15 protein-coding genes are annotated in these 25,369 nt (G+C 47.3%); 5 read left to right on the forward strand and 10 right to left on the reverse strand.

Annotation, left to right across the window (positions count from 1 at the left end):
- Nucleotides 1-3: 3 nt before the first annotated feature.
- The 5 genes from BUC01_RS06125 to BUC01_RS06145 all read right to left on the reverse strand — a co-directional run bounded on the left by BUC01_RS06125 (nucleotide 4) and on the right by BUC01_RS06145 (nucleotide 11,046).
- Nucleotides 4-2,670, reverse strand: coding sequence for a glycoside hydrolase family 2 TIM barrel-domain containing protein (locus BUC01_RS06125; protein WP_073313050.1), 2,667 nt, complete (start codon nucleotides 2,668-2,670; stop codon nucleotides 4-6).
- Nucleotides 2,671-2,809: 139 nt separating this feature from the next.
- Complete coding sequence (locus tag BUC01_RS06130) at nucleotides 2,810-4,786, reverse strand: RagB/SusD family nutrient uptake outer membrane protein (RefSeq protein ID WP_025831232.1); 1,977 nt, start codon at nucleotides 4,784-4,786, stop codon at nucleotides 2,810-2,812.
- A 20-nt stretch (nucleotides 4,787-4,806) separates the two neighbouring features.
- Complete coding sequence (locus tag BUC01_RS06135) at nucleotides 4,807-8,001, reverse strand: SusC/RagA family TonB-linked outer membrane protein (protein ID WP_073313051.1); 3,195 nt, start codon at nucleotides 7,999-8,001, stop codon at nucleotides 4,807-4,809.
- Nucleotides 8,002-8,043: 42 nt separating this feature from the next.
- Entirely contained in the window at nucleotides 8,044-9,441 is a 1,398-nt protein-coding gene (locus tag BUC01_RS06140; RefSeq protein WP_025831233.1) for a DUF5125 domain-containing protein, read from the reverse strand.
- 51 nt (nucleotides 9,442-9,492) lie between these two features.
- Entirely contained in the window at nucleotides 9,493-11,046 is a 1,554-nt protein-coding gene (locus tag BUC01_RS06145; protein WP_025831234.1) for an endo-1,6-beta-glucanase, read from the reverse strand.
- Between the two features lie 263 nt (nucleotides 11,047-11,309).
- Here BUC01_RS06145 and BUC01_RS06150 point away from each other — a divergent pair, with 263 nt between their 5' ends.
- Nucleotides 11,310-14,186 (forward strand): ligand-binding sensor domain-containing protein, encoded by a 2,877-nt coding sequence (locus BUC01_RS06150; protein ID WP_073313052.1) that lies wholly within the window; start codon nucleotides 11,310-11,312, stop codon nucleotides 14,184-14,186.
- A gap of 27 nt (nucleotides 14,187-14,213) precedes the next feature.
- On the opposite strand, the gene BUC01_RS06155 is transcribed toward BUC01_RS06150, so the two are convergent.
- Genes BUC01_RS06155 through dapB form a run of 4 tightly spaced genes read right to left on the reverse strand, consistent with a single transcriptional unit; the run spans nucleotide 14,214 to nucleotide 18,105 of the window.
- Nucleotides 14,214-14,855 carry a WbqC family protein gene (locus BUC01_RS06155; RefSeq protein WP_025831235.1) on the reverse strand — a complete coding sequence of 214 codons (642 nt, stop codon included), beginning with the start codon at nucleotides 14,853-14,855 and terminating at the stop codon, nucleotides 14,214-14,216.
- 31 nt (nucleotides 14,856-14,886) lie between these two features.
- Nucleotides 14,887-15,819: a signal peptidase I gene (gene lepB / locus BUC01_RS06160; protein WP_025831236.1), complete on the reverse strand. Its 933-nt coding sequence runs from the start codon at nucleotides 15,817-15,819 to the stop codon at nucleotides 14,887-14,889.
- 21 nt (nucleotides 15,820-15,840) lie between these two features.
- On the reverse strand, nucleotides 15,841-17,313 hold the full coding sequence (locus BUC01_RS06165) for a S26 family signal peptidase (RefSeq protein ID WP_073313053.1): 1,473 nt from the start codon (nucleotides 17,311-17,313) through the stop codon (nucleotides 15,841-15,843).
- A 30-nt stretch (nucleotides 17,314-17,343) separates the two neighbouring features.
- Nucleotides 17,344-18,105 carry a 4-hydroxy-tetrahydrodipicolinate reductase gene (dapB, locus tag BUC01_RS06170; protein WP_025831237.1) on the reverse strand — a complete coding sequence of 254 codons (762 nt, stop codon included), beginning with the start codon at nucleotides 18,103-18,105 and terminating at the stop codon, nucleotides 17,344-17,346.
- Nucleotides 18,106-18,201: 96 nt separating this feature from the next.
- On the opposite strand from dapB, the gene BUC01_RS06175 reads away from it, so the two are divergent.
- From BUC01_RS06175 to BUC01_RS06190, 4 genes are all read left to right on the forward strand, one after another.
- Nucleotides 18,202-19,476, forward strand: a complete 1,275-nt coding sequence (locus BUC01_RS06175; protein WP_025831238.1) for a DUF2851 family protein — start codon at nucleotides 18,202-18,204, stop codon at nucleotides 19,474-19,476.
- Between the two features lie 341 nt (nucleotides 19,477-19,817).
- Entirely contained in the window at nucleotides 19,818-20,333 is a 516-nt protein-coding gene (locus tag BUC01_RS06180; protein ID WP_025831239.1) for a hypothetical protein, read from the forward strand.
- A 124-nt stretch (nucleotides 20,334-20,457) separates the two neighbouring features.
- Nucleotides 20,458-21,159: a DUF6250 domain-containing protein gene (locus tag BUC01_RS06185; protein ID WP_025831240.1), complete on the forward strand. Its 702-nt coding sequence runs from the start codon at nucleotides 20,458-20,460 to the stop codon at nucleotides 21,157-21,159.
- A 31-nt stretch (nucleotides 21,160-21,190) separates the two neighbouring features.
- On the forward strand, nucleotides 21,191-24,256 hold the full coding sequence (locus tag BUC01_RS06190) for a chondroitinase family polysaccharide lyase (protein ID WP_073313054.1): 3,066 nt from the start codon (nucleotides 21,191-21,193) through the stop codon (nucleotides 24,254-24,256).
- Nucleotides 24,257-24,315: 59 nt separating this feature from the next.
- Here the strand turns inward: BUC01_RS06190 and BUC01_RS06195 are convergent, their stop codons facing one another.
- Nucleotides 24,316-25,257, reverse strand: a complete 942-nt coding sequence (locus tag BUC01_RS06195; protein ID WP_073313055.1) for a tRNA-dihydrouridine synthase family protein — start codon at nucleotides 25,255-25,257, stop codon at nucleotides 24,316-24,318.
- Between the last annotated feature and the right edge of the window lie 112 nt (nucleotides 25,258-25,369).

Below are 25,369 nucleotides of genomic sequence, written 5' to 3' on the forward strand. Positions count from 1 at the left end.
AAGTTAATAAAGTTTTCTGAGTTTTATACCGTTCAGAAAGCTTTTTCCATTCCGAACAGGGAAGCGTATTTCAATTTTATTCCGAAAGTTTGTAATATTGTATCTTTTCCGCAAAGCATGGAAGTAACCGCTCTCCCGGCAAGGAGAAAAGTCTTCTTCTACAGTTTCATCATTAACGATTATGCTGAAGCAGTTCTCGCGGCTTTCTACATCGGAATTCCGTCCTAACTGGTAGGCGGTGGCTGCATTCTCCCGGAATATATCTGTAAAAAGAAATTCTATCTCGTAAACTCCGTTGGGAACATCGAAACAATAGCCTTCAATGTCATTGCGAAGGGTTTGGAACAACGGTCCGTCATTGGTATTCTCAACCTGTGTCTGACTACTTTTGCTTTCTCCGCCAATATATCCCCAACTGTTTTCAGTGTAGGGCTGATCGGGTAGCCATGTGAGCCGGCTTTCATCGGAAGTATAGAAGCAATTGCTGCCTACGTTGACGGCAAGCTCCAGATTCCGTAAGTTTGTTTCATTCAGATTCGCAGGGGCAGGGGTGAAGCTGAGGTGGATGCCGTCTTCAATGGTACGGAGATTACGGGCAGCTTCTTTGCTTTCAGCTTTGGCGGAAATGAAGTGTTCTTTCCGGCTGAACGGTACTTCAAATATAACGGTATAATTCTCAGTCTTTTGCTTGCCCAGAGACTTGCCGTCAATGAAAAGTTCCACTTCCGGAAGGTTGGTATATACTTTGACCGGCAGCATTACCGGGGCTTCTCCCTGCTGTATGCCGGTGCGGTGAATCCAGTCGCGGCTGGCGATGTGCAACACGGGAATGTCTTCTCGCCAGGCTGCCTTGTAGTAATAGTACACGTCTTTTGGGGTACGATCCGAATATACCAGTCCTTTGTTGTTGATGCGCGGCATAGATTCATCACGCAGGGCGGAGGAGAAATCGATAAAGTTCCAGTGCGTTCCGCCACAGACGTAAGGCGTTTCTTCCAGTACGGGCAGGTAATGCTCCAGGTACTTTTGCTGATACTCGATGCTGAAATCGAAAGCGTTCGGTTGTAGCGAATGTATGCGCTTGTCAGAACCTGCGCCGTATTCGCTGACAATCATGGGGTGCGAAGGAAACTTTTTGTGTTGTTCTGCCAGGAAGCGTTCGAAGCCTGTAAGGTTGCCTCCATACCAGCCTTGATACAGGTTCCAGCCGACAATATCGGTAATATTGCCCAATCCTACCTCGTTGTAACTGTTGCTGCCGTGAAAGGCCATAGTGCTGACACGAGTGGAGTCTTCTTCTTTCAAGACTTTCTCCAGACGATTGGCGAGTGCCAGTGTCCGTTCCAGCACGGGTTTCAGTTCTTCTTCTTTTTTATAGCGGCGCTGGGTGACGAGTAATATCTCATTCATATATCCCCAGGTGATGATGGAGGGGTGGTTATAGTGCTGGCGTATCATTTCCCGCAGATTGCTTTCGCAGTTTTCTGCGTAACCCGGAGTGTCGGGCACGATGTCGATGATGGGTATTTCTTCCCAGGCCAGCATGCCGAGTTTGTCACACATTTCCAACAGGGCATCATCTTGCGGATAATGGGAGATGCGGATAAAGTTGGCGCCCATCTCTTTCATCAGCATCATGTCGCGGCGGTGCATCTCGTCCGTCAGTGCGACTCCGATGGGCTTTTGGTCCTGGTGGCGGCAAATGCCGCGTAATTTATAAGGCTTTCCATTGAGGGAGAAGCCTGTCTTGCCATCGAAGCCAAACCAGCGGAAACCTGTATGATGATTACTGCGGTCGAGGATGGCTTTTGTTTTTTTATCGCGCAGAATGCTTTCTACCCTGTAGAGATGAGGTGTCTCGGGTGTCCATAATCGGGGGGACAGGATAGGGGCGGTTTCGGTATGAAAAGAGTATAATTCTCCACCTTTTATCTGGATAGACTGTTTCTGGGTTTGGGCAATACTTCCGTCGGGATTGTATACGATATGCTCCAGTTCAAGAGATGCTTTCTGTTCTGCATCGTTCTTTATCTCTCCGCGAATAAGTATCGTGCCTTTTTCTTCGGACACTTGCGGGGTGCTGATGAATATCCCGTCCGAGCCGTGGTTGGTCAGATGGAAATGCTGTTTGGATACTGCCGTGAGCCATACATCCCGGTAGATGCCGCCAAAGAATGTAAAGTCGGCGGAGATAGGGGGGATATCCTGCCGGGCGTTGTCTACACGGATAGCGAGAGAGTTGGGAGAGTTGAACGAACAGAGCGAAGTGATATCGAATGTGCAGGCGGTATATCCGCCGTTATGTTCGCCTGCTTCTTTACCGTTGATGTAGATGGCAGCGGCCTTGCTGGCCGCATCCAGTTTTAGGAATACCTGTTTGTCTTGCCAATGCTGCGGCAACGTCAGTGTACGGCGATACCAACCTGTTCCCTGGTAATACTTTTTTTCGGTATATGCATCCGTATTCCATGTGTGCGGGAGATGTATGCTGTTCCACGCACTATCATCGTAAGCCGGAGAAGCTGCGGCCTCGCACTCACCTTTATGGAATTTCCAACCGTCGTTGATTGTTTTACTTTCATGCTGTGCGCAAACTGTCTGGGACAGGAACAGAATCATGGGTATCAGTATCCGGAGTTTCCGGGCTGGAAATGTTTTCTCTTTACTCATGGTATATTTATTGTTGATTTGTTAGCTGAGAAAGAAAGGAGGCAGTAACCAGGCCGGTTATGCCAGTTGCTGCCTCCAAACCTTCATTCAATCTTTCTACTTATATCCTTTGAAAACCAATCAAAAAACTGTCTTTTCTTTACCAACCATAGTTCTGCGGAATACGTCCTTCGGCCAGTTCTATCACATTCTGATGAATAGGATAGAGATAGAGCTTGTCTGTCCATTGGCGGTTTTCCAGCTTCGTACGCGTATAGTAGGAGGTAGGTTCGCCCGGAGCTTTATCTTTCGAGCCCTTCATATTCATTCCGTAGAAGCGTGTCTGGTCGCAACCTATTCTGCCTTCGTCACCGCAGACCATCCAGCGGCGAACGTCGAAGTAGCGTTGTCCTTCACAATAGAGTTCTACGTAGCGTTCGTGCTGGATGGCATCGAACTGTTTGTCGTAATTGCCGATTACACCGGTCTTTATGCCGTTATCGTTCATGGTCTGGTAGCCTGGGATGCCTGCACGTTCACGCACTATGTCGATATACTTGATGATGTCCGCATTGCCCGGATCTATTTCATTGAGTGCTTCGGCATAGAACAGGTAGAACTCGGCCAAACGGTAGATGATGGAAACACGTTTCCAGCTCTGTGTATCACCGCTGGCATGGTTCACAGTACGGTTTTTGAATTTGCCCAGCATATATCCGCCTTTCACGTTGTCACCGTTGGAGAGGTCGTTTCCGCCACCTGCCGAGAAGTCTACGGTGTAGTTAGGGTTACCATTCATCCATTTCTTGAACCAGCTTCTTCCCTGGTATACCACGCTTGCGTAGAAACGCGGTTCACGGTTGGCGTACATATTGGAGATATTCTGATCCGTCTTCTTATCTTTATAGTCGGGGTCATAGCAACGGTTTTCTACAGCGCTGAAGCCGGTTTCATCGTAACCACTGTTCGGATCATCGATATCGAGTCCATTGTCCATGAAGAACATATCTACAGCGTCTTGAGACGGGCCGATAGTGCCATAGCATGAGTTTACATCACGCGGGTTGGTACGTTTCTCCATCTTGTACTGGTCAGAGTAACTGTTGTTGGTACTGCACCACAGGATTTCTTCATTATACACCTGGAAAAGGTTGTATACCGAACGGTCGGGTTGCTCCACTCCGTTTGCCATCACGCGGTAGAGGGCGTGGTGTTGTGCTTCGGCATAATCTATCAAGTCCTTTACGCGGTCTCTGGCAGTCACCCATTTCTGCGGGTCCTTGCTCTGCGGGAAGATGTATTCGCCTTTGGAGTTTTGCAGTTTCTGCAATCCCTGGTAGTATTCGGAACCGTCTCCGCCGTTGAACAGTTTGGAGGCGGCATACATCCACAACTTGGCACGCAGTGCTTTGGCCACTACGATGGTGGGGCGTACCACTTCATTGGTGTTGAAATTGTATGCACCGTCTGCGTATGACGTGATGACTGATTCGGGCAGTTTGGACTGTGCGGGGTCGCAGAGGGGGGCCAATATGCCGTCAATGTAGTTCACCATTTCGTCCACCGTGGCACGGTCATAATCCGTCACGTGCGGTTCGGCAGCATCGTCTATCTCCGTCACGATACAGGCGGGGCCGTAAAGTTCGAACATGGAGAAGTAATAATAGGCGATCATGAATCGGCATTCATCCTTCATACGGGCTATTTCTTCGGCTGTCAGCTTGTTGGTGCTGGTAGGGTCGCCTACACCTCCGTCGTGGGCACGTTCAATGAAAATCATAGCCTGACGTATATCCTTGTAGAAGGTGGCCCAGCGGTGATAGCTTCCGCTGGCAGCCGTGAAGCCCGCCATCATGACGTCGCGTGAGCTGGCCTTTTCCGAAGCGATTTCACCGCAGAGGTTGGACCATGGGTTTTTGAAAGCATTGACTTCCGAACCGGTTTCGGAGTATTCCATCAGATTGCGGTAGATAACTCCGTACCAGTTTCGCGTATAGGTTGCATTGTCCCAAACCTGATCGACTCCCAGGCTGGCGTTGAATTCGCCTGATATGTCGAGATAGTCTGAACAAGATGCTGTGCTGAATGCAAGGACGGCAGAGCCGACGGTTGCGTATAGTAAATTTTTCAGTTTCATATCGTTTATTAATTAGATGTTTAGAATGTAACTTCTGCTCCAAAAGTCCAAGTGCTGGAGATGGGGTATTTGGCACCTGAGTTTGCATCACCCAGTTCCGGATCCCAATATTTCACATCGTCCCAGGTCTTCAGGTTGGTGCCTTGTACGTAGAGGCGCAGGTTGGTGAGGCGCAATGACTTCAGTTGCTTCTTGTTGAACTGGTAACCGAATTCCACGTTCTTCAGACGGAGGAAACTTGCGTCACGATACCACCAGGTGCTCGGTTGCAGGTTGTGTGCAAAAGTATTGTTGCGCAAGCGCGGGTAGAGCACGTTGTCGTTGTAGGGATCAGATGCTTTCCAGCGGCTCATAGCCTCCATACGTGCGGAAGAAGCGTCCTTACCCTGGTTGAACGGCATGAAGTTGGATGCCTTGCTCATCAGGTTGATGGAACAGCCCGTCACACCCTGGAAGAAGATGCCGGCAAAGAATCCTTTCCATTCGGCGTTCAGTGAAAGACCATATACGCTACGCGGGGTCTTGTCCAGATGACCGTTATGGTAGGTTTTGTCATCGTCGTTGATGACACCGTCATTGTTCAAGTCGCGGTACTTGATGTCACCGGGTGCTACGGCTGCTCCCGGATCGGCTACACCGGATTTCAGTTGGTAGCTTTCGGCACCGCTCACAGGATCTACAGTGATGTTGAAATCATCGGGTGTATAGAGTCCGTCGGCGATGTAGAGGAAAGGAGTCCACAATGACATACCCGTGAGATCTTGGTAGCTGTATTTATGTCTGATTTCATCCGTTTCCACAATCTTGTTCTTCGCATACGTGTAGTTGGCACGGAACGTCAGGTTCAGATTGCCTACGTGTTGTTTGAAAGTCAAACTTCCGTCAACACCCTTGTTGCTTACGATACCATAGTTCTGGGTAGGGTTGGATTGCAGACCGCTCATTGAGGGAACCGTGTTACGGGTAATCAGGATGTCCTTACGACGGTTGGAGAAGTAGTCCATAGAGAGGTCTAACTGTCCGTTCAACAGACCGAGGTCGAAACCGAAGTTGGTTTTGTCCTCAATCTCCCAACGCAGGTTGGCGTAGTAGGCGCGGTTTTCGCTCAATCCGCCGAACCAGTTCTGTGCATTACCGTTTGATATGCCTGATATACCCAGGTTGAGGCCGCCGGCATCGGTGTTCATTGCTTCCTGGTAGGGGAAACGGGTATTGCCCAACTGGTCGTTACCGGTACGTCCATAGGATGCACGCAGTTTCAAGGTACTGATTACTTTCTGTACAGGTTCGAAGAACTTTTCGTGGCTTACATACCAGGCTCCACCCACAGCGGGGAAGATACCCCAACGGTGACCCGGGGCGAAGTTCTCACTACCTGTCATACCGAAGCTACCTTCGATGGTGTAGCGGTTGTCGTAAGTATAAGAACCACGACCTACGACGCTTTGTTTACGATAAGGAAGCAGGTTGAGGCCACCGACGTTCTGGTTCTGGGTTTCCTTTTGGTTGTAGAGCAGCAATCCCGTAACATCGTGCTTGTCGCTAAAGTTACGCTTGTAGTTGAGGGATGCCTCAATGTAGATCTTCTTGTTACCGCCGGATGAACCACTTGAGGGGTTACTCAGTGCCGAACCCGCTTCCAATGACTTGAATATCAGGTTGCCATCGGCGTCGCGTCCGGTAGCCGTAAAGGTAGCGGGCGACATGGTGCGGTTGACATACTGGTTGGAGTTGGCATCGAAGCTGACGCTACCTCTTACAGAAAGTCCCTTCGTGATGAAGTCCAGGTCTTGTTCCAACAATACCTTGCTTTGGAATGTGGCATCCCAACTCTTACTGTAACCACTGAAGTAGAGGAAGTTGTAAGGGTTCTGACGAAGACCCGAATTGTCATAGTTGGGGTGCTGTGCGGCTGAACCGTCCGAATAGATCTGCGGATAGAGGTGCACAGGTTGCAATGTCATACCACCGAAGATGTCAGCGGCTGTCTTGGAGGGAGCCGTACGGTTGATGTACTGTCCGGACATATCTACAGACATGCGGGTGGTCTTGCTCAGTTCGAAGTCGATATTGGAACGCAGGTTGTAGCGGTCGAAGCTGATGTTTGAATCGTAGTCGGCGTTCTTCTTCTCTTTATATACACCGTCTTGCGTATAGTAGGCACCCGATACGAAGAAGCGTACGCGGTCGCCACCACCACGGAAGTTGATGGTGTAGCGTTGGCTGCTGGTGTGGTCGCGCAACATGCTCATCCAGTCTGCATCCGGATAGAGGTCGGGGTCTACACCGCTACGGTATTTTTCCAGGTCAGCATCGCTCACCGGTGCTGTGTAGTTGGCGCGCGGGTTGCCGTTGCTGTTCCAGTCTGCTTCGTTGTATAAGCTCAAATAGTCGTAAGAACTCATGAGGTTGGGCAGGCGGAGCGGCGTGGCGTAGCCGTATTCGGCTGACATGCTGACAACCGTCTTCTGTGATTTACCACGTTTGGAAGTAATCAATACTACACCGTTAGCACCTTCGGCACCATACACGGCCGTTGCGGCGGCATCCTTCAGAATAGAGAATGTTTCGATTTCATCTACGTCAATGTCATTCATTTTACGGGGTACACCGTCTACCAATACCAGTGGGTCTGTTCCACCGGCATACGAACTGATACCACGGATAAAGAACTGAGCATCGTCCCAACCCGGTTCACCCGAACGCTGTACGGCAATCAGACCGGACAGCTTACCGGCGATGTTGTTGGTAAGGTTGGCGCTCTTAACACTCAATTGAGCCGGTCCTACGGTTGACATGGAGCTTACTACGCTCTCTTTCTTCTGCTTACCGTAACCCACAACCACTACTTCTTCCGTGGCGATGGCATCCATCTCCATTCGGAGGTTAAAAGTGGTTTCGTCGGCTTTCACTCTGTGATCTACACTGACGAATCCGATATAGCTGAATTCCAGCACTTCGCCGGGAGCTGCTTCGATGGAGTATCGTCCCTCGACATCACTGATGACACCGCGGTTGGTGGTACCTTGTACCCTGACGGTGGCACCGATGATGGGGTCACCATTGGAATCGGTCAACAAACCGCTGATGCGTTGTTTTTGTTGCTGTACGGTTTCAATACCGTTGGCTTCGTCAGCAGCGCTGGCGCGTAGAGTGGCAGGTTGTGCTACCAAACCAAGGGCAAACATGGCTGCTATATAATATCTTTTTTTCATATATCTATACTTAATTGTTTATCTATACTTTAAGAAAGTTGGTCATTCGTCCATTTCATACAAGGGGAGTTCGTCCAAGGCCTTTATCCAGAGTCCGTTCGGGCTGGTGCTGGTTTCTACAGTCATCACCATGTATTTGCCGGCGGGCCAGGCATCGTTGGCGTTGAAGTTACCGTCACTGGCGTACTTGATGTAATTGCCGCCTTCTTTTGCACTATATGCTCCGGGACCTATCCATTCCAATCCCCATCCTTTCTGTCCGAAGAACTTGAAGTTGACGCCATTTACGTTTTGCCCTACAAGCATTATCAGTTCATACTTGGTATCGGTGAGCGGAACCAGGTTGAATGCTTTGCCCGTGTTCCAGTTAATGTTGTTCTGAGCGTATGATGGGAATCCTATCTTATCATTACCAATCACCCACATAGCAGTGGCATTCTGTGTGCTTGATGAAGAAGCGTTTTCCAACTGTTCCATCATGATTGCTTTCATACCTTTATCCAGCGTGAGTTTGTACTTACCGTCTCTTCCGCGGAAGTGGAGCAGAGTTTCGTCTCCATCTACGAGGTCAAACCAGGTGGGGTTCTTCCAAAGTTCGGCATACTCTTCTTTGATGCCGCTGATTTTGATGATGTCGTCCTTCTTGAATTCGGTCTCAACGTAGAATACATTGCCCGATCCGTCGAATTCCATAAACTTGTTCTGCGTGTCGAAGCGTATACCGAATTTCGGGAATGGGGCACCTTCAAAAGTCAGGGTGTTGAATGTGATTTCATACTTGCCGTCTTCATCATAGCCTGTGGTTTCGAAGCCGATACCTTTGGGGGCATTGAGGGCTATCTTGCCATTGTCCATACCGAATTGCAATTTGTTGCCTTGCAGGTAGGGGTTGTTTGTCCCGTCAGAATAGGCCGGTGCTATGATAGATGCTTCCATGTCGGCCGGGAAAGCTTCACGTGCTTTGTATTCATACTCTTTGCCGGGGACAGGAGTCATGGTGTATTCTTTGCCATTGGCAGCCACCAACTTCAATGTTTTGTACTTGGGTCGTTCGATGGCAACGGTCATTTCTTTGCTGTCGTTGCTGAAACGCTCGTTCTGGATGCGCAGGATAACCTTTGCATCTCCGTCGGGTGTGTTTTTCTGGTAGGGGGCCAGTACTTTTCCGCTGTACTTTCCATCGGCTTTCAGACTGTAGAAAGCTTCGGATACCATTTCTTCTCCATAATAGAGTTGAACCTTGGCCTGGTTGATTTTCACGCCTCCGCTTTTTACTTCGAAGTCGAAGGTGATGCTATCGCCCATGTAAGCTTTTTCACTGCCTACAAAGGATACGATAGTCGAGCTGCCGTGATCATCGAACTGGTCAATCTCATCTTTGCACGATGTCATGCCGATAAGGCTGAGTGCCATCATGCCGAGCAAAAATCGATTTCTCATAATCTATAAATTTAAAATTAAAAAAAGTGATGTATTATATTTAAGTCTCTGTTATTTCCATTTGAAAGAGTTTACCGAGCGCGGCTGCAAGTTGCAGTTTGCCGAGTGCTTCTTGCCTGAGGCGTCGGGGGCGGTGAGCACGATACTCTTGGCCGAACTGCTTTTGTTGATGATGACAAAGGCATAGCTTCCATCTGTATTCTTGAAGGCGCTGTAGGCAATGTCATTGTCGGTGTATCCGCTTGTCCCGATTCGTACGGCATCGGGCTTTACCACTGCTGAGAGGTGACAGATCATGTAGTAGTGCGAATTCATGTAAATGGTCTTCAAGTCGCTCATGTTCAGGTCTACGGCTCCGAAGCAGGTTTGGCATCCACCGGGACGGTTGGGCTGCCCGCCGTTGTTGCTGGGTACGGCTCCGTTGAAGTCTGTCTCCAGCATCAGGTTCCAGATGGTCACTGCGCTGCAATAGTTGTTGATGGTGCCTATACCGATGCTTTCCATATTGGAAAGGAGGGTTTTGGTCAGGTCGTGGCCGTTATTCCAAGTGCCGATGGAAGATTCTGTAAAGATCAGGTCTTTCTCGGGGGCACGCTGGTAGACGTTGAGCAGTTCGCTGCGGTTGCCTCCATAGTCGTGGTAGGCGGCTCCGGCCAGGTATTTGGCAGCTTCGGGATCGTTGTATATCTGGTAGGGATAACCATTCTGGTCACCCTTGTTATCATAATTATAGTTGTGGTCGTAGGCGTAGATTCTGGTGGAAAGTCCGGCTGCCTCGAAGGCGGGGCCCAGCACTTTCACGAAGTCACGCTGTTCTTTCCATTCCATCACCAGCGAGGCCGAGTTTTTGTTGTTGAGAGGTTCGTTCTGTATGGTGACGGCGTTGATGGGGATGCCGGCTGCCTGGAATGCTTGTACCCACTTCACGAAGTAGGTGGCATAGTCGGCGTAGTATTCGGGTTTCAACTGCCCGGCGGTGTATTCCCGGTTTTGATAGACAGGGTATTTCTGATAGTCTTTCATCCATAGAGGGCAGGTCCAGGGTGAAGCCAGTATGCGGATATTCGGATTGATGGCTATGATTTCCTTTAATATAGGTATCACGTAATCTGTTTCTTCCGAAGTCAGGGCGAAGTTCTCTATGCCCGGTGTGTCGCAGCAGGTATATTCTCTTAAGGAGAAGTCGGAGCAGCCGATGGCAATGCGCACATAGCTGCTTCCGTAGCCTTCGGTCTGCGAATAGGTCTTTTTGAGGAAGGCTGTCCGGTCTTCCTGTTTCATCAGTTTTAGGCAGAAAGCTGATGAGCCTGTGAGTGCAGCTCCGAATCCCTGCATGGTCTGGTAGGTCTGCTCTGGATTCAGCAGAATGTTTTTGGGTGACATACTGGCTTGGGGTTCGAATTCCACCGTAGATTCCTTTAGATCATAGGTACGGGTGTCAGTGGTGGTAAGCATATAGGCTTGTAGACCGATAGGGGGCTCCGGATTTTCACCACCGGGTGTTTCGGGGGGATTTGTTTCGTCGTTGTCCGACCCGCATGCACTGCCGCTGATGAGCAGGCTGAATAGGAACACGCACGTGAATAGATAAGATGCTTTTTTCATGTTAGTATGACTTAATTAGGTTTAACAAAATGGTTTTATCCGCTGCAAATATATGCGTGTAATGAGGTTGTTTCCTAAAAAAACGCTACATCAAAACTTTCTCATTGATTAGTTTTGACTACATCAGAACTTTCTCTTGGCTTAATTATTTAATTGATAATTAAATGTTTATTATAATAAATTAGCTACATCTGAAAATAATTCTTTTATTTATAGATAAAATACTCTATCTTTGTTTTTATAAGAATGAAACGTTAACTGCTATGAAACAAAAGCTCTCTTGTTTTTATATTCTTCTCATCTTTATATCTATTCCTGTAAGTGCCGGATGGCAACGTCCCGTGAGTAACTATACCCGCCATACTTATAAAGCCGGTAATCAGAATTGGAATATTCAGCAGCATGATAATGGCTGGATATATGCAGCAAATAATAAAGGACTATTGGAGTTTGATGGTGTAGAGTGGAATATTTACCCGATTCATAATGCTAAAACGCGTGCGGTAAAGGTGGGGTATGACGGACGGATTTATATCGGTGGAATGGAGCAATTTGGTTATTTTACGCCAAATCGTCTTGGCGGGTTGGAGTATACTTGCCTTTCTGATAGCTTATCTCCCAATGTGAATGTGGGAGTCATTTGGAATATTCTGCTGGATAGAGACCGGGTATATTTTCAATCGGATCGTCATTTCTTTTATATAGAGAAAGATGTGGTGAATAGAATAGATTATTCTTCGGAGATCTATACTTCATTGATTGTACAGAACAAGCTATATATTGTTTCCGCTGAAGGGTTGTTGGTGTTAAACGGGACAGAATTCAGACGGGTATCGGATTCTTCGACAATAGGCGCTACGGTTAAGATTGGAGGACTATTACCCTATCAGGACAGTCTGCTGGTAGTGACCCGGGATAATGGTCTTTTCATTCATGATGGCACTTCTTTCACTAAATATCCCACTGTAGCCGAAGAGTTTTGCCGTAAAAACCGGATCTTTTGTGCGGCGTTGCAAGATTCATTGCTGGCATTGGGCAGCATTCAAGGTGGAGTTTGTCTTTTAAATCTGAAGACGAATGAAATGGAGGTGATATCTACGGAGAATGGTTTGCAAAACAAAACGGTGTTAAGTATGATGTTTGATAAGGCCGGTAGTCTCTGGTTAGGTTTGGATAATGGCATCGATTGCATTCATTTGAATGCACGGCTTGCTTCACTCTATGGAGGTAAACCGGTGATCGGTTCGGGGTATGCTTCATGTAGTTATCGCGATAAATTCTATTTTGCAACGAATCAAGGTTTGTATTGTTCTACTCTCCCGGAACAGTTGAGCCAGAGAAATCCTATTAACTTTGTACCGGGTACGGGTGGTCAGATGTGGTCGCTTCACCAGTACGACGATAAGCTTTTCTGTTGTTCGGATAATGGCATCTTTATAATAGATGGAGATCGTATGGAGTATCTTAATAATCCTAAAGGTGTATGGGGGGTAGTTCCGGTAGATGCCCGGAAAGACGTGCTGATTGCGGGAACTTATAGCGGGTTGTATTTGCTTACAAAAAAAGGAGCGGATTGGACGGTAGAAAGTTATATAGAAGGTTTCAGCCGTTCATGTAAGGATATGCTGATGGAAAATTCTACCCATATTCTATGGATAGGAAATAAAGAGAATGGAGTTTCCCGTTTGACTTTGACAGACGACTTACGAAAGGTAGAAAAAATAAAGGATTACAATAGTATAAACTTTCCACGTGGTTATGATGCATGCTTGCTGCGGGTGAAGGATGAAGTAACTATAGCTTCCCATTATGGTTTATGGCGCTATGATCAGAGTCGTGACTGTCTGGAAGCATGTACCTGGCTCGAGCAATTATTGGAAGGCAAGGCAGCATATACCTATATGAAGATAGATTCATTGCAGAATATCTGGTACGTAGTGGATGGTGCATTGAAAGTGTTGCATTATGATGCCGTTAAGCGGGAATATCGTCGGGTGAATAATGAATTGTTTTTGAAGGGGGCATTGATAGAGAACTTTGAAGATGTACATCTTTATAAAGCTAATCAGGCAATTGTCGGAACAGAAGAGGGCTTTTCATTGATAAAAATGGATAGTTTGCAGACGCAGCGCCCACCGCTGACTTTGCAAATCAGAAAAGTGTATCTGACGGGATTACGTGATTCTCTTATTTATGGTCGCAGTTATTTGTATGATACGGCTCCAATAGTGATTCCTTATTCTCAGAATTCGATGAGGATAGAATATAGTGTGAATAATTATAATAAGGCACAGACGGTCTTATATTCATATCAGTTAAGTGTAGGCGGTGAGAAAGAAGCCTGGAGCGAATACAGTGAGAATAATGTGAAAGAATTCACAGGTTTGCATGAAGGCAAGTATGTGTTTAGTGTGAAGTTGTTGACTGATGGGGATCAGGAACCGGTGGAGACTTCTTTTGCTTTTGAAATCCTGCCGCCCTGGTATCGTACATGGTGGAGCTATCTGGTGTATTCGGTAGTTGTAGTATTGTTGTTTTACTATATGTATTATCGTATTTCAGAAGGCCGTAAGCGTTTGTTGATGCAAAAAGAACTGGAACTTTACCGGCAAGAACAGAAATTCCAGAAGGAGAGTGATTTGAAAGATAAGAAGATTGATATACTGAAGGAAGAAAATTTGCAGTCAGAGTTACGCCATAAATCAGAAGAATTGATTCGTACTACACTCAATATTGTGCGCAAGAATGAAATCCTGTTGGATATCAAGAAAGAGGTGCTGGGCATTTCCCATTCCATCAGTGAAGAGAATCTTGTCTCCCTTCGCCGGAAGACACTCCGGTTGTTGGGACAGATTGATACGAACATTGAGCATGATGACGATTTGCAGGCTTTTCAGAGTACTTTTGATTCGGTTCATCATGATTTCTTCAAAAAACTGGAAGAGACATTCCCCGAACTGAATAATAAAGAAAAATTGCTTTGTGCTTATATCAAGATGAATCTGCTTTCTAAGGAGATTGCTCCGCTGCTGAATATCTCTTTGCGCGGAGTCGAAATCAGCCGTTACCGTCTGCGCAAAAAGTTAGGTATAGAAGAAGGAGGAAATCTTGCGGAGTTCCTGCAAAAGTTCTCAAAATGACACCTGAAAGTTCTGGTGGTTACAATTTTATCTGTTGCAAATAGATTGTTGTAACACCAGCAGGCTTTCCGGACCCATATTGAATAATAAGTCGACGATGCTGAGATTGGGCAGGAAACCGAGACGTTCCTGAAAAACCTGATAATAAGGTTGTGCCGTGAACTCCGGATCTTCCTTACGGAAATCTTTCTTCGGATGGATGCGATCACGGAAATCGTCTTCATTGACGGTGAAAGTGGTCTTATATTCTGTGGTGCGCTCCATGTCAGGCTGTATGTCTATCAGCGAACAGATGAGGCGGCACAATTCCTCGTTGAAATCGGCTAAGAACTCATACTTCTTTTCATAGAAAGGACGGAAGTCGTCTTTGTAATATTCAAAAAAGGGGGTGTGGTTGTAGGAAGAAGACAAGGCATTCCAGTGAAGGTGCCGCCAGTTTCCGTGGTCGGAGATGCGGATATCGCGGAAGGGACATTTCAGGGTATCGGGCTTTACAGTGGGGATGGAAAGAGCTAACTCACCGTCGGGTGCTGCAATGGTGCAACGGTTGCGGTAGGTTTGTTTCACATAGTGGTCATGCTGTTCGATAAAAACTTTATCATATGCCAATAGTTTGGCGTAATATTCTACAGGTGCCAGATAGGCGGAAGAAAGATATATCGTTTTCATTTCATTTATATTTTCAGTGATTGTTCCTCCCTTATTTTATGGGATTGAAAAAGCGCTTCCAACGGTAACCTCTGAACCATCCGGTTCCTTTTTCTTTGGAGAACCAGATGAGAGAGGCTTTGCCGATGACATGGTCTTTCGGTACGAAGCCGAACAACCGGGAGTCGGAGAGGTTGATGGAATTATTGGCGCCTACCCAATAATAATCTTTGGAAAAATAGCAATGCTGCACAGGCTTGCCTTCTATGTACAGGGTATCATTCTTGATTTCAGCCTGTTTGTTCTCATGTAATACAAGTGTGTTGCGCAACAATGTCCGGTTCCATGGATATACGCGTATCGCTTTGCCTTTGCCGGGAATAATGAGTGGCCGCAGGGCTTCTACAGAATCTTCTTTGTTTAGTAACTCTATCCAGCAGTTTCCGTTCATGGCCTGTTCCAACAGATAAAATTCATAACGGCTGAAACTGCGTACATTTCTGATACTGTCCTGTCCCATCAGACGATTGTTTTGTATGGATAGGAGAGCCAGTAATGAATCGAGTTGCTTCTCTTTCTCCCGGGGATAGGCGTACAGGAACTTCTGGTCGGGTGCATTCTTTTCCGATGGAATGACGGAAAACAGGGAGTCTATCAGCAACGTATCTCCCGGTACACCGATGCAACGGCTGATAAAGACTTCACGCCGGTCTATGGCGGACTCCGAAAGATTGGCGGGATTATTAAAAACGATGATATCCTCCTTTTGCACAGGACTGTCTCCCCAACGATGGTAATTCCATAGAGACATGAAAGGAAGACGCAGTCCGTAGCTCCATTTGTTCACCAGAATGCGTTCTCCCTGAAACAAGGAATTCTCCATGCCCGATGAGGGGATAAGGTAGGAAGTTACGACACAGCCCCGGAGTAATACTATAACGAGTATTATTCCAATGACTGTTCCCGCTGTCTTCCAATTATTCATTCTTCATTCTTTCATTTGGCATCATCCGACCCACTTGAATAGGCGGTTCCATCGAATTTTGCCGTCAAACCAACCACGGTCCTTGTCAAGTGACAACCATACGACGAGCGGTTTACCTACCACGTGGTCTTCCGGTACAAATCCCCACGAACGGGCGTCGGCCGAGTTGTGACGGTTGTCACCCATCATCCAGTAATAATCCATTTTGAAGGTATATTCGTCGGTCTTCTTGTCATTGATGTAAATGCCGTCTTCTTTTACTTCCAGCTTGTTACCCTCATAGGCTCTGATGGGGCGTTCGTAGATGGGCAGGTTATCTTCGGTCAGCTTGATGGTAGCGCCCTTTTTCGGTATCCAGATAGGTCCATAGTTGTTGCGGTCCCATTTGGTATAAAGGTTCAGCGGATACATTTGGCCGGAGAATATTTCCGGTTCCATGACGATACGGCTGACGAGCTTTTTATTAGCTGAGAGAGTTTCGTACATTTTCTTCGTTAATGGCAAATCGTAGGTAGGGGCGAGACGGCCTTGCGCATCACGTTGGGTTAATCCCATTTCCATTAACAGGCCTTCGTTGCTTATGAGTGCCTGGTCGTCTTTGCTGATGCCGAGTTCGCGGAACATATCTTCGGTGATGTATGGGCCGGTGGTCTGTACCAGATAGTTGAGTTGCATCTCTTCGGGGTTTTCGATGGGTTTACCGTCAATATAAACCTGGGCATCTCTGATTTCCAACGTGTCACCCGGCAATCCGACACAACGCTTCACGTAGTTTTCGCGACGGTCTACGGGGCGGACAACGATATCGCCGTACATCTTCGGATTGGAACGTATCAGGTTTCTTCCGGCATTGTAGTACAGGTCGTAAACAGCGCGTTGTTGTTTGCGTGTCAGGCTGTCCATATTCACGGGGTTCGGATACAGGCGTTGTCCCTCGTTGTAAGCAAGGGTATAGAAGTCTGTCTGCTGGAAGTTGGTGGCTACGGTATCTCCGGCGGGGAAATTGAATACTACGATATCATTCCGTTTCACTTTTCCCAGACCCGGAACCCGTTTGTAGTCCCATTGGGGCCATTCGATGTATGATTTGGTGTTTACCAGCGGCAAAGTGTGTTGGGCCAGCGGCATGGACAAAGGTGTGTTCGGCACGCGCGGACCGTAGCTCAGTTTGCTTACGTAGAGGTAATCGCCTACCAGCAAAGATTTCTCTAAAGAAGAGGACGGTATCTGATAATTCTGGAACACGTAGATATTGACGAAATAAACGGCTACCAGTGCGAATACGATAGCGTCTACCCAACTCATCACGCTGCGTACAGCCGGGTTCTCTGATTTTTTCCAGAAGCCCCAGGGGATTTTCTTGCTGATGTAGATGTCGAAGATAAAAGGTACGACGATCAATCCCAGCCAGCTTTTCACCCATACCAGGAAAGCGAGGTAAAGTACGGTGACGATTGCGAATTTAACCCATTGGGTGCGAGTTGCTTTTCTCATTATTATATTATTTTTGTTGAAGCGTGTTTATTATTTTAAGAACGGGAACAAGTCGCTCATTCCCAGATAACCTTCCTTATCAGCTGTATATTCGGCGGCAAGAACAGCACCCAGCGCAAAACCTTTACGGTTCTTGGCATCATGGGTCAGGATGATGCTGTCGGCTTCCGATTCGTAGCGGATGACATGAATACCCGGCACTTCACCTTCGCGGATAGAGCTTACCGGCAGTTCGTCTGCGGCACATTCTGTAGTACCGGAAACGGTTCCGTCCGGTGCCTGCAAAGTTCCTTTCACCCAGTGGCCTTTACGGTCCAGGTTTTCCAGGATCTCTTCGGCAAGCGTGATGGCTGTACCGCTTGGTGCGTCCAGTTTATGAATATGGTGTGTTTCACTCATCGTCACGTCGTAGGCAGGAAACTGGTTCATAATCTTTGCCAGATACTTATTCACGGCAGAGAAGATGGTCACGCCCAAGCTGAAATTGGATGCCCAGAACAGCGTTTTGCCTCCTTGGGTACAAAGTTTTTTGATTTCCTCACCGTGTTTGTCCATCCATCCGGTACTGCCGGAAACCAACTTCACTCCGGCTTCGAAGGTTTTTATATAATTGGAGTAGGCTACCATAGGATTTGTGAATTCTATGGCAACGTCTGCGCTCTTGAAAGCGTCCGAGTTAAAATCCTCCTGGTTGTTTACGTCGATGATGCTTACAATCTCATGTCCGCGGCTGAGGGCGATCTTCTCGATTTCCTTGCCCATCTTTCCGTAGCCGATTAGTGCTATTTTCATTGTTTCTTTTGTTTTTTATTCAGTTTATCAACAAACTATAGGTCGCAAAGGTAATGTTTTTCTTACATTTGCGGGCAACATTAACGTCTTGTTAACATGGAACAACTACTGCACTACGTTTGGAAACATAAAATATTCCCTTTAAAGATGCTCCAAACCACCACCGGCGAACCGGTTGAAGTGATAGATGCCGGACTACCGAACACAAACGCAGGCCCCGACTTCTTCAATGCCAAACTGAAAATAGGTGGTACCCACTGGGTGGGGAACGTCGAGATACATACGCTGTCGTCCGACTGGCTGAAGCATGGGCATGATAAGGATGAAGCTTATAACAACGTCATCCTGCACGTGGCGGAAACGATAGACTGCGAAGTATTCCGCTTCAACGGAGAAAAGGTATTGCAATTACAACTTTCCTGTCCCGAAACAGTTCTCTGGCATTATGAGGAATTGCGTCATGCGGAGATTTATCCTCCTTGTTATTCCATATTATCTTCTCTTCCGAAACTGACCGTTCATTCCTGGCTTTCCGCCTTGCAGGTGGAGCGCTTCGAACAGAAAGCCCGTGCCATTACCGCCCGGTTGGAACGGTTCAATCGCAATTGGGAAGATGTATTCTTTATCACCCTGTCCCGCAACTTCGGCTTCGGGCTGAATGGAGATGCTTTTGAGGCGTGGGCCAGTCATCTGCCTTTCCGTGCGGTAGACAAGCATCGGGATGATCTTTTCCAAATAGAAGCTTTCTTTTTCGGCCAGGCGGGATTGTTGGACGAGGAGTTGCCGGATGCGGATGAGTATTATCTGAAGTTGCAGAAAGAATTCCGCTATTTGCAGCATAAGTTTGAATTGGCTGCTCCGATGGCTGTCGGCCAATGGCGTTTTCTCCGTTTGCGTCCCGGCAATTTTCCCCATGTCCGGCTGGCACAGTTGGCGAATCTTTATCATAAAGAACACTCTCTCTTTTCCCGCATTATGGAAGCGGAAACCCTGGAAGCTGTTCAGAAGATACTGGCTGTCGCAGCTTCTCCTTATTGGAAGGAACACTTCAATTTTAGCAAAGCTTCTCCCTCACAGGAAAAGCAGGTGGGAAAGAATGCTCTGAATCTGATTGTTATCAACACTGTTATTCCTTTTCTTTATGCCTACGGGCTGCACAAAGCGGATGAGGTGCTCTGTGACCGTGCCACGCGTTTCCTCGAAGGCTTGAAAGCGGAAGACAATCACATCATCCGGCATTGGAGTGGGGCAGGGCTGCATGTTTCTACTGCTGCTGATTCCCAGGCTTTGCTGCAACTGCAAAAAGAGTATTGTGATAGGAAAGATTGTCTGCGTTGCCGCTTCGGGTTTGAGTATCTGAGGCAGAAGTGAGATACATGATAAAATGTTACATGAAAAGATATTGGTATAGTTTTATATTTCATTCCGATCCCTGCCTGGAGTACTTCCGAGGGCTATTTTGCAGGGCTACACCTTTTTTGTCGGATGGCTACACCCTTTGTATGTGATGGCTACACCATCCGGGGGAAAGGGTGTAGCCCTGCAAGATGGATGTTTTATATGTTTAGATATGAATTATTATTATTTGACATATACATTTTATAGAAGATTAGCCATATCTTGGAATTAAAAATAAGCTCGCTTATTTTGTATTACCTTCGGTTTGCATTATCTTTGCCGCTGATTTATAAACCCTTTGACATTGTAACTAGATGAAGGCAATTCACTTTGTATTTTGTCTTTTCGCGGTACTTATGCTGACGACTACGAATAGTCAGGCTGCCGCAGCTAATGAGGACTTCCAGGCATTCCTCAAGAAATTCACTTCCAGTGCCTCTTTCCAGTATTCCCGTATTAAGTTTCCGTTGAAAACTCCCATTGCTCTGTTAGAGGAAGATGGCGAGACGGAGAAGACTTTTCCGTTTACACGCGATAAGTGGGCATTGCTGGGTGAAGACGTATTTAAGGAAGAACGTATTACGGACGAAGAGGGTGGTATCTATGTCTCTCGCTTCACGGTGAACAATCCCAAGCACAAAGAATTTGAAGCCGGTTATGATGAATCGGAAGCTTCCCTTCGCGTGGTGTTCGAACTGATTGACGGGAAATGGTATGTCACTGATTGCTATACCGATTGGTATAACTTCGACCTTCCTATCAGTGAACTGCTGGAAACCATCAGCACGATAGCGGAAGAAAATAAGGCGTTTGAGGAGATGCATCCTTAGTGAACGTTTTCCTGCCGGTCAATTACTAAAATATACCTTTTTTGTACGATTTATGTGCCATTTCCTCTAAAAAGTGCCGTTTCTTTGTAGTGTGGAAATATTGTGAACGAAACTAATACCGGAAATGACACATTCATCTTTCATACAAATTCTGTGGAAATTCCTTTTCCTTTTCTTTCCCTGCACTTTGCTGGCGCAGGAGCGTACATCATTGGGGCATTGGGTAGCTGAAGATCAGTCGGGACTGATGGACTTTACTATCCGTGAAGATACCCTGGAACTCATCGTCCCCGAAGGACTCACCCTATGGTATAAAGATCGCCTGACCGGTGATTACGAAATCAGTTACCACATTTGTACCGTAATGAACGGTGGTAAACACGACCGCCTCAGCGATATGAACTGTTTTTGGGCGGCAAATGACCCGAAGCATCCCGGTAAGCTCTTTGCCCGTGCCACCTGGCGCAACGGAATCTTTCGCAACTACAATACCTTGAATCTTTTTTATGTAGGATATGGAGGTAATGATAATACCACCACCCGTTTCCGCCGCTACTACGGAGAATTTTACGAAGTGGATGAGGCACGCGTCAAACCCCTTATTAGAGAATATGCCGATCCGGTTCATCTGCTGAATCCTAACCAATGGTATCATATCCAAATCCGCGTTCAGGATAACTGTACTACCTTCAGTGTGGACGGTGAAGAACTTTTTCGCCTGCCCATTGAATCCGGTGCAGGCGACGGACATTTCGGTCTCCGTCTTCTGCAAAATCATGTCCGTTTCACGGGCTTCCGTATCGAACACTTAAATTCAACCTATTAATACCCATACCATGATAACGAAACCTAATTTAATGAAACCTATCCTTGCCACCGTATGTGTCTTGCTGTTCTCGTCCAGTCTGTCGGCACAAGTCGTGAAAAACGAACGGTTACTTTCTTTTGAAGGCCCGGAACTGCCTGTCGGACTGGACGTAACGAAAGCCACTCTTGGCATTAGTGATCAACATTATAAAGACGGTACACATAGCCTGCGCTGGACCTTTGAACCCGGCTCCGTGCTTTCCCTCCGCCGCGATCTGCAATTTGAGCAAAAAGACCCTACGGGAAAAGATACTTATCTTTCCGCTTTTATCGTATGGGTGTATAATGGACAGGCACAGGACACCACCATTCAATTTGAGTTTTTGAAAGACGGCAAGAAATGTACTTCTTTTCCTTTCGGTATCAACTTCACCGGTTGGCGTGCCGCCTGGGTATGTTACGAGCGTGATATGCAAGGCACTCCCGAACTCGGAATGAACGAACTGCGTATCGTGGCTCCAGATGTGAAAGGCGAATTGTTCATCGACCATCTGATAACTGCCAGTAAGGTAGATGCCCGCCAGCAAACAGCTGATGTGCAGGTGCCTTTCGTCAATAAAGGAACCACCAACCACTGGCTCGTGATTTATGAACACTCCTTGTGGAAACCGGAAATCGCTCTGACTCCGGTTACTGAAAAGAACAGGGAAGATATGAAACTGATGGAAAAACGTTTCCGTGATATGCTCTATACTCCTTCCAAACTATCGGAAAAGGAACTGGAAACCATCCGTAAGAAGTATGACTTCTATGGAATAACGTATAAAAATGGAGTTGTAAGCGGTTTGCCCATCTTTATGGTGCGGCAGGCGGAGGCCTACGAACGTATGTACCCCAATTGGGATAAAGGTATGTTCACTAAACTGGGCATGGAAATGAACGAGTACTTCAATCTGATGCGCCGGATAGCTTATGCTTATAATAATGCTTCGGAGGCAGCAGTGAAGGACGAACTGAAACAGAAGTTCCTGGCGATGTACGACCATATCACCGACCAGGGTGTGGCATACGGCAGTTGCTGGGGAAATATTCATCATTACGGATACAGTATGCGTGGCCTGTATGTGGCGTATTTTCTGATGAAAGACGTTTTGCGTGAAACGGGTAAACTGGATGAGGCCGAGCGCACCTTGCGTTGGTATGCCATCACCAATGAGGTTTATCCCAAACCTACGGTCAACGGTATTGACATCGACTCCTTCAATACGCAGACGCAGGGCCGCATGGCAAGCATCCTGATTATGGAAGATACTCCCGAGAAGCTGCAATACCTCCGTTCTTTCTCCCGCTGGATAGACTACGGTTGCCGTCCGGCATTGGGACTGGCAGGTTCTTTCAAGAAAGACGGATCTTGTTTCCATCACCGTAATAACTATCCGGCTTATGCTGTAGGCGGCCTGGATGGTGCTACGAATATGATTTATCTGTTGAGCGGAACGGAATTCAAAGTTTCCGAACTGGCGCACGAGGCAGTGAAGAAGGTGTTGCTCACCATGCGTTTCTACTGCAACTTCAAGCAATGGGCACTCTCCATGTCGGGACGTCATCCTAACGGGAAGGGACAATTGATTCCCGTGCAATACGCTACTCTGGCCTTGGCGGGTACTCCTGACGGGAAACAAAAGTATGATCCGGAACTGGCTGCGGCCTATCTGCGCCTGGTTTCGCGTACGGAAACTCCTGATAAAAATGCTCCGGATTATCTTCCGAAGTCGTCCACTACCCGCGAACAGGAATTGAAGAAACTGTTTGAGGCGCAAGGCTTCCGTCCAGAATCCGATCCGCAAGGCAATCTGGCTTTAGGTTACGGCTGCGTTTCAGTGCAGCGCCGGGATAACTGGGCAGCTGTGGTGCGTGGACATTCCCGTTACCTTTGGGCAGCGGAACACTATCTGGATGCCAACTTCTACGGTCGTTATCTTGCCCACGGAAGTATGCAGATATTAACCGGGAAGCCCGATGAAATTGTCACTTTCGCAACCAGTGGCTGGCAGGAAGCCGGTTTTGACTGGAATCGTTTCCCCGGCACGACAACCATTCATTTACCCTACGACCAACTCCGCGCAAAAGTAATGAACGTGGATACTTTCTCCGGTATGGAGGAGATGCTCTATTCTGATGAAGCATTTGCCGGAGGCTTGTCGCAGGCACGGCTGAACGGTAACTTCGGAATGAAGCTGCACGAACATGACAAGTACAATGGTTCGCATCGTGCCCGTAAGTCCTATCACTTCTTTAACGGAACGATTGTTTGCCTGGGCACGGATATTGAGAATACGAACGAAGAGTTCCCCACAGAGACTACCGTCTTCCAATTGGCTGCCGTCACTCCCGAAATGCATAAGTATTGGGAGGCTTACAAAAGCGATGGTCAAACGTATATAGACCCTAACGGCGTAGGCTATTATCTATCGAAAAACTCGATGAAAACGGCGAAATATGAGAAAAACTTTCCACAGGTTTCCGTAGGCGAACGTAATCCGAAGCCTACTTCCGGCGACTGGGTTTCGTTGGTGCTGGAACATGGAAAGGCTCCGAAGGGTGCTTCTTATGAATATGCTGTCCTGCCGCGTACGGATGAGGCGGCTCTGAAAGCGTTTGCCCGTAAACCTACTTATAAAGTTTTGCAGCAAGACGGCAATGCGCATATTGTCCGTTCCCTGACGGATAACTTAACGTCTTATGTACTCTTTGAAACTCCGCAGGTGTTGCCGAAAGAGGGTTTGTTGCAGAAGGCCGATACTTCCTGTCTTGTGATGATACGTGAGGATAAAGGAAAGCTCTTGTTGACCGTTTCCCAACCGGACCTGGCCCTTTATCGGGGTCCGAGCGATGAAGCCTTTGATAAGGATGGCAAGCGCAAGGAACGTAGCATCTATTCCCGTCCCTGGATTGACAATGATAGTGGTGAGATACCTGTGACGGTTACGCTGAGAGGCGAATGGAAGGTTGCTGAGACTCCTTATTGCAAGGTAATTTCTAAGGATAAGCATCAGACGGTTCTGCGTTTTGCATGTAAGGATGCTGCCAGCTTTGATGTGGAGTTGAAGAAATAGATGATTAATAGGAGGGGCGTTGCATGAGTAACGCCCCCTCTGTATAGGTTCAATTGATCTTACTTTAGTAAGTTGTTTACCGCAGTCTGATAAGTTTCCAGTTTATTGGCTTTATGAATGGCTTTCTTTGCTTTCCGGTCTCCATCCGGCATCATATATTCCCAAAGGCTTTTCATCTTCATGAGCAACTGCCTGTCTCCTCCTTCAAGGAGATTGCCATATTGCGCAAATATATCTGCATGAAATAATCTGAGTTTCTCTTGCATTTCTTTTTCAGAAAGCGGATGTCCCTGTTGATATTCCGCTGCCAGCGCCGGATTGGCAAGTAATCCGCGTCCTATCATGACTCCCGCCAGGTGTGGAAAGCGTTCGCTGATGGCATGTATGCCTTCTGTTGTGAGCAAATCTCCGTTATAAATCAGCGGATGGCGGCATTCGTTATAGAAAGCTTCAAACCCTTTCAGGTCAACCTCTCCTTTATATTGCTGCTTTCCCAGTCGCGGATGCATGATGATGTGTGTCAGGGGGAGTTCGTTCAGCAAGGGGAGTAAAGCCAGGCATTCTTCCGGATTTTCCCAACCCAGTCGCATCTTTACGGAGAACTGCATATCGGGATGATTCTCTATAGCGGTAGTCAGCAAGTTGCGTACTTCTTCGGGGTAGGGCAACATACCCGAACCATTGTGCCGCTTGGCAAGGATGGGGAAGGGACATCCCAGATTGATGTCTGCTGTCTTGTATCCTTTCTCGATGAATAGGGCGATTATCTGCTCCATCTTGTCCGTATCCGGCGCTATGAGTTGGGGAATGAGGTTCACTCCCCGGTTGTTCTCCGAAGTAATCTCCCGCATGTCTTTCCGACGGATTTCTCCACGTTCCACGCGTACGAAAGGACTGTAATAACTCTCTACACCGCCGAATATGCGTGCGTGTGCTTGTCGGTAGATGGCCTCGGTGTAACCTTGCAACGGGGCGAAATGGATGGGAAGAAGGTTCTGCATATCAATTGTTTGTTCAATTCTCCGCAAAGGTAGCTATTTTAGTGGATTAACAAAAAAAGAGGAAGAAGAACCTCCCGGTCCCTCTCCCTCATACATATCAAATTGATTAAGG

Source organism: Bacteroides stercorirosoris (assembly GCF_900142015.1).
Classification (GTDB): domain Bacteria; phylum Bacteroidota; class Bacteroidia; order Bacteroidales; family Bacteroidaceae; genus Bacteroides; species Bacteroides stercorirosoris.

Excerpts from the sequence above, each read along its gene's own strand:
- BUC01_RS06125 (WP_073313050.1), bottom strand. The coding sequence starts at position 2,670 with ATGAGTAAAGAGAAAACATTTCCAGCCCGGAAACTCCGGATACTGATA.
- BUC01_RS06130 (WP_025831232.1), bottom strand. The coding sequence starts at position 4,786 with ATGAAACTGAAAAATTTACTATACGCAACCGTCGGCTCTGCCGTCCTT.
- BUC01_RS06135 (WP_073313051.1), bottom strand. The coding sequence starts at position 8,001 with ATGAAAAAAAGATATTATATAGCAGCCATGTTTGCCCTTGGTTTGGTA.
- BUC01_RS06140 (WP_025831233.1), bottom strand. The coding sequence starts at position 9,441 with ATGAGAAATCGATTTTTGCTCGGCATGATGGCACTCAGCCTTATCGGC.
- BUC01_RS06145 (WP_025831234.1), bottom strand. The coding sequence starts at position 11,046 with ATGAAAAAAGCATCTTATCTATTCACGTGCGTGTTCCTATTCAGCCTG.
- BUC01_RS06150 (WP_073313052.1), top strand. The coding sequence starts at position 11,310 with ATGAAACAAAAGCTCTCTTGTTTTTATATTCTTCTCATCTTTATATCT.
- BUC01_RS06155 (WP_025831235.1), bottom strand. The coding sequence starts at position 14,855 with ATGAAAACGATATATCTTTCTTCCGCCTATCTGGCACCTGTAGAATAT.
- lepB (WP_025831236.1), bottom strand. The coding sequence starts at position 15,819 with ATGAATAATTGGAAGACAGCGGGAACAGTCATTGGAATAATACTCGTT.
- BUC01_RS06165 (WP_073313053.1), bottom strand. The coding sequence starts at position 17,313 with ATGAGAAAAGCAACTCGCACCCAATGGGTTAAATTCGCAATCGTCACC.
- dapB (WP_025831237.1), bottom strand. The coding sequence starts at position 18,105 with ATGAAAATAGCACTAATCGGCTACGGAAAGATGGGCAAGGAAATCGAG.
- BUC01_RS06175 (WP_025831238.1), top strand. The coding sequence starts at position 18,202 with ATGGAACAACTACTGCACTACGTTTGGAAACATAAAATATTCCCTTTA.
- BUC01_RS06180 (WP_025831239.1), top strand. The coding sequence starts at position 19,818 with ATGAAGGCAATTCACTTTGTATTTTGTCTTTTCGCGGTACTTATGCTG.
- BUC01_RS06185 (WP_025831240.1), top strand. The coding sequence starts at position 20,458 with ATGACACATTCATCTTTCATACAAATTCTGTGGAAATTCCTTTTCCTT.
- BUC01_RS06190 (WP_073313054.1), top strand. The coding sequence starts at position 21,191 with ATGAAACCTATCCTTGCCACCGTATGTGTCTTGCTGTTCTCGTCCAGT.
- BUC01_RS06195 (WP_073313055.1), bottom strand. The coding sequence starts at position 25,257 with ATGCAGAACCTTCTTCCCATCCATTTCGCCCCGTTGCAAGGTTACACC.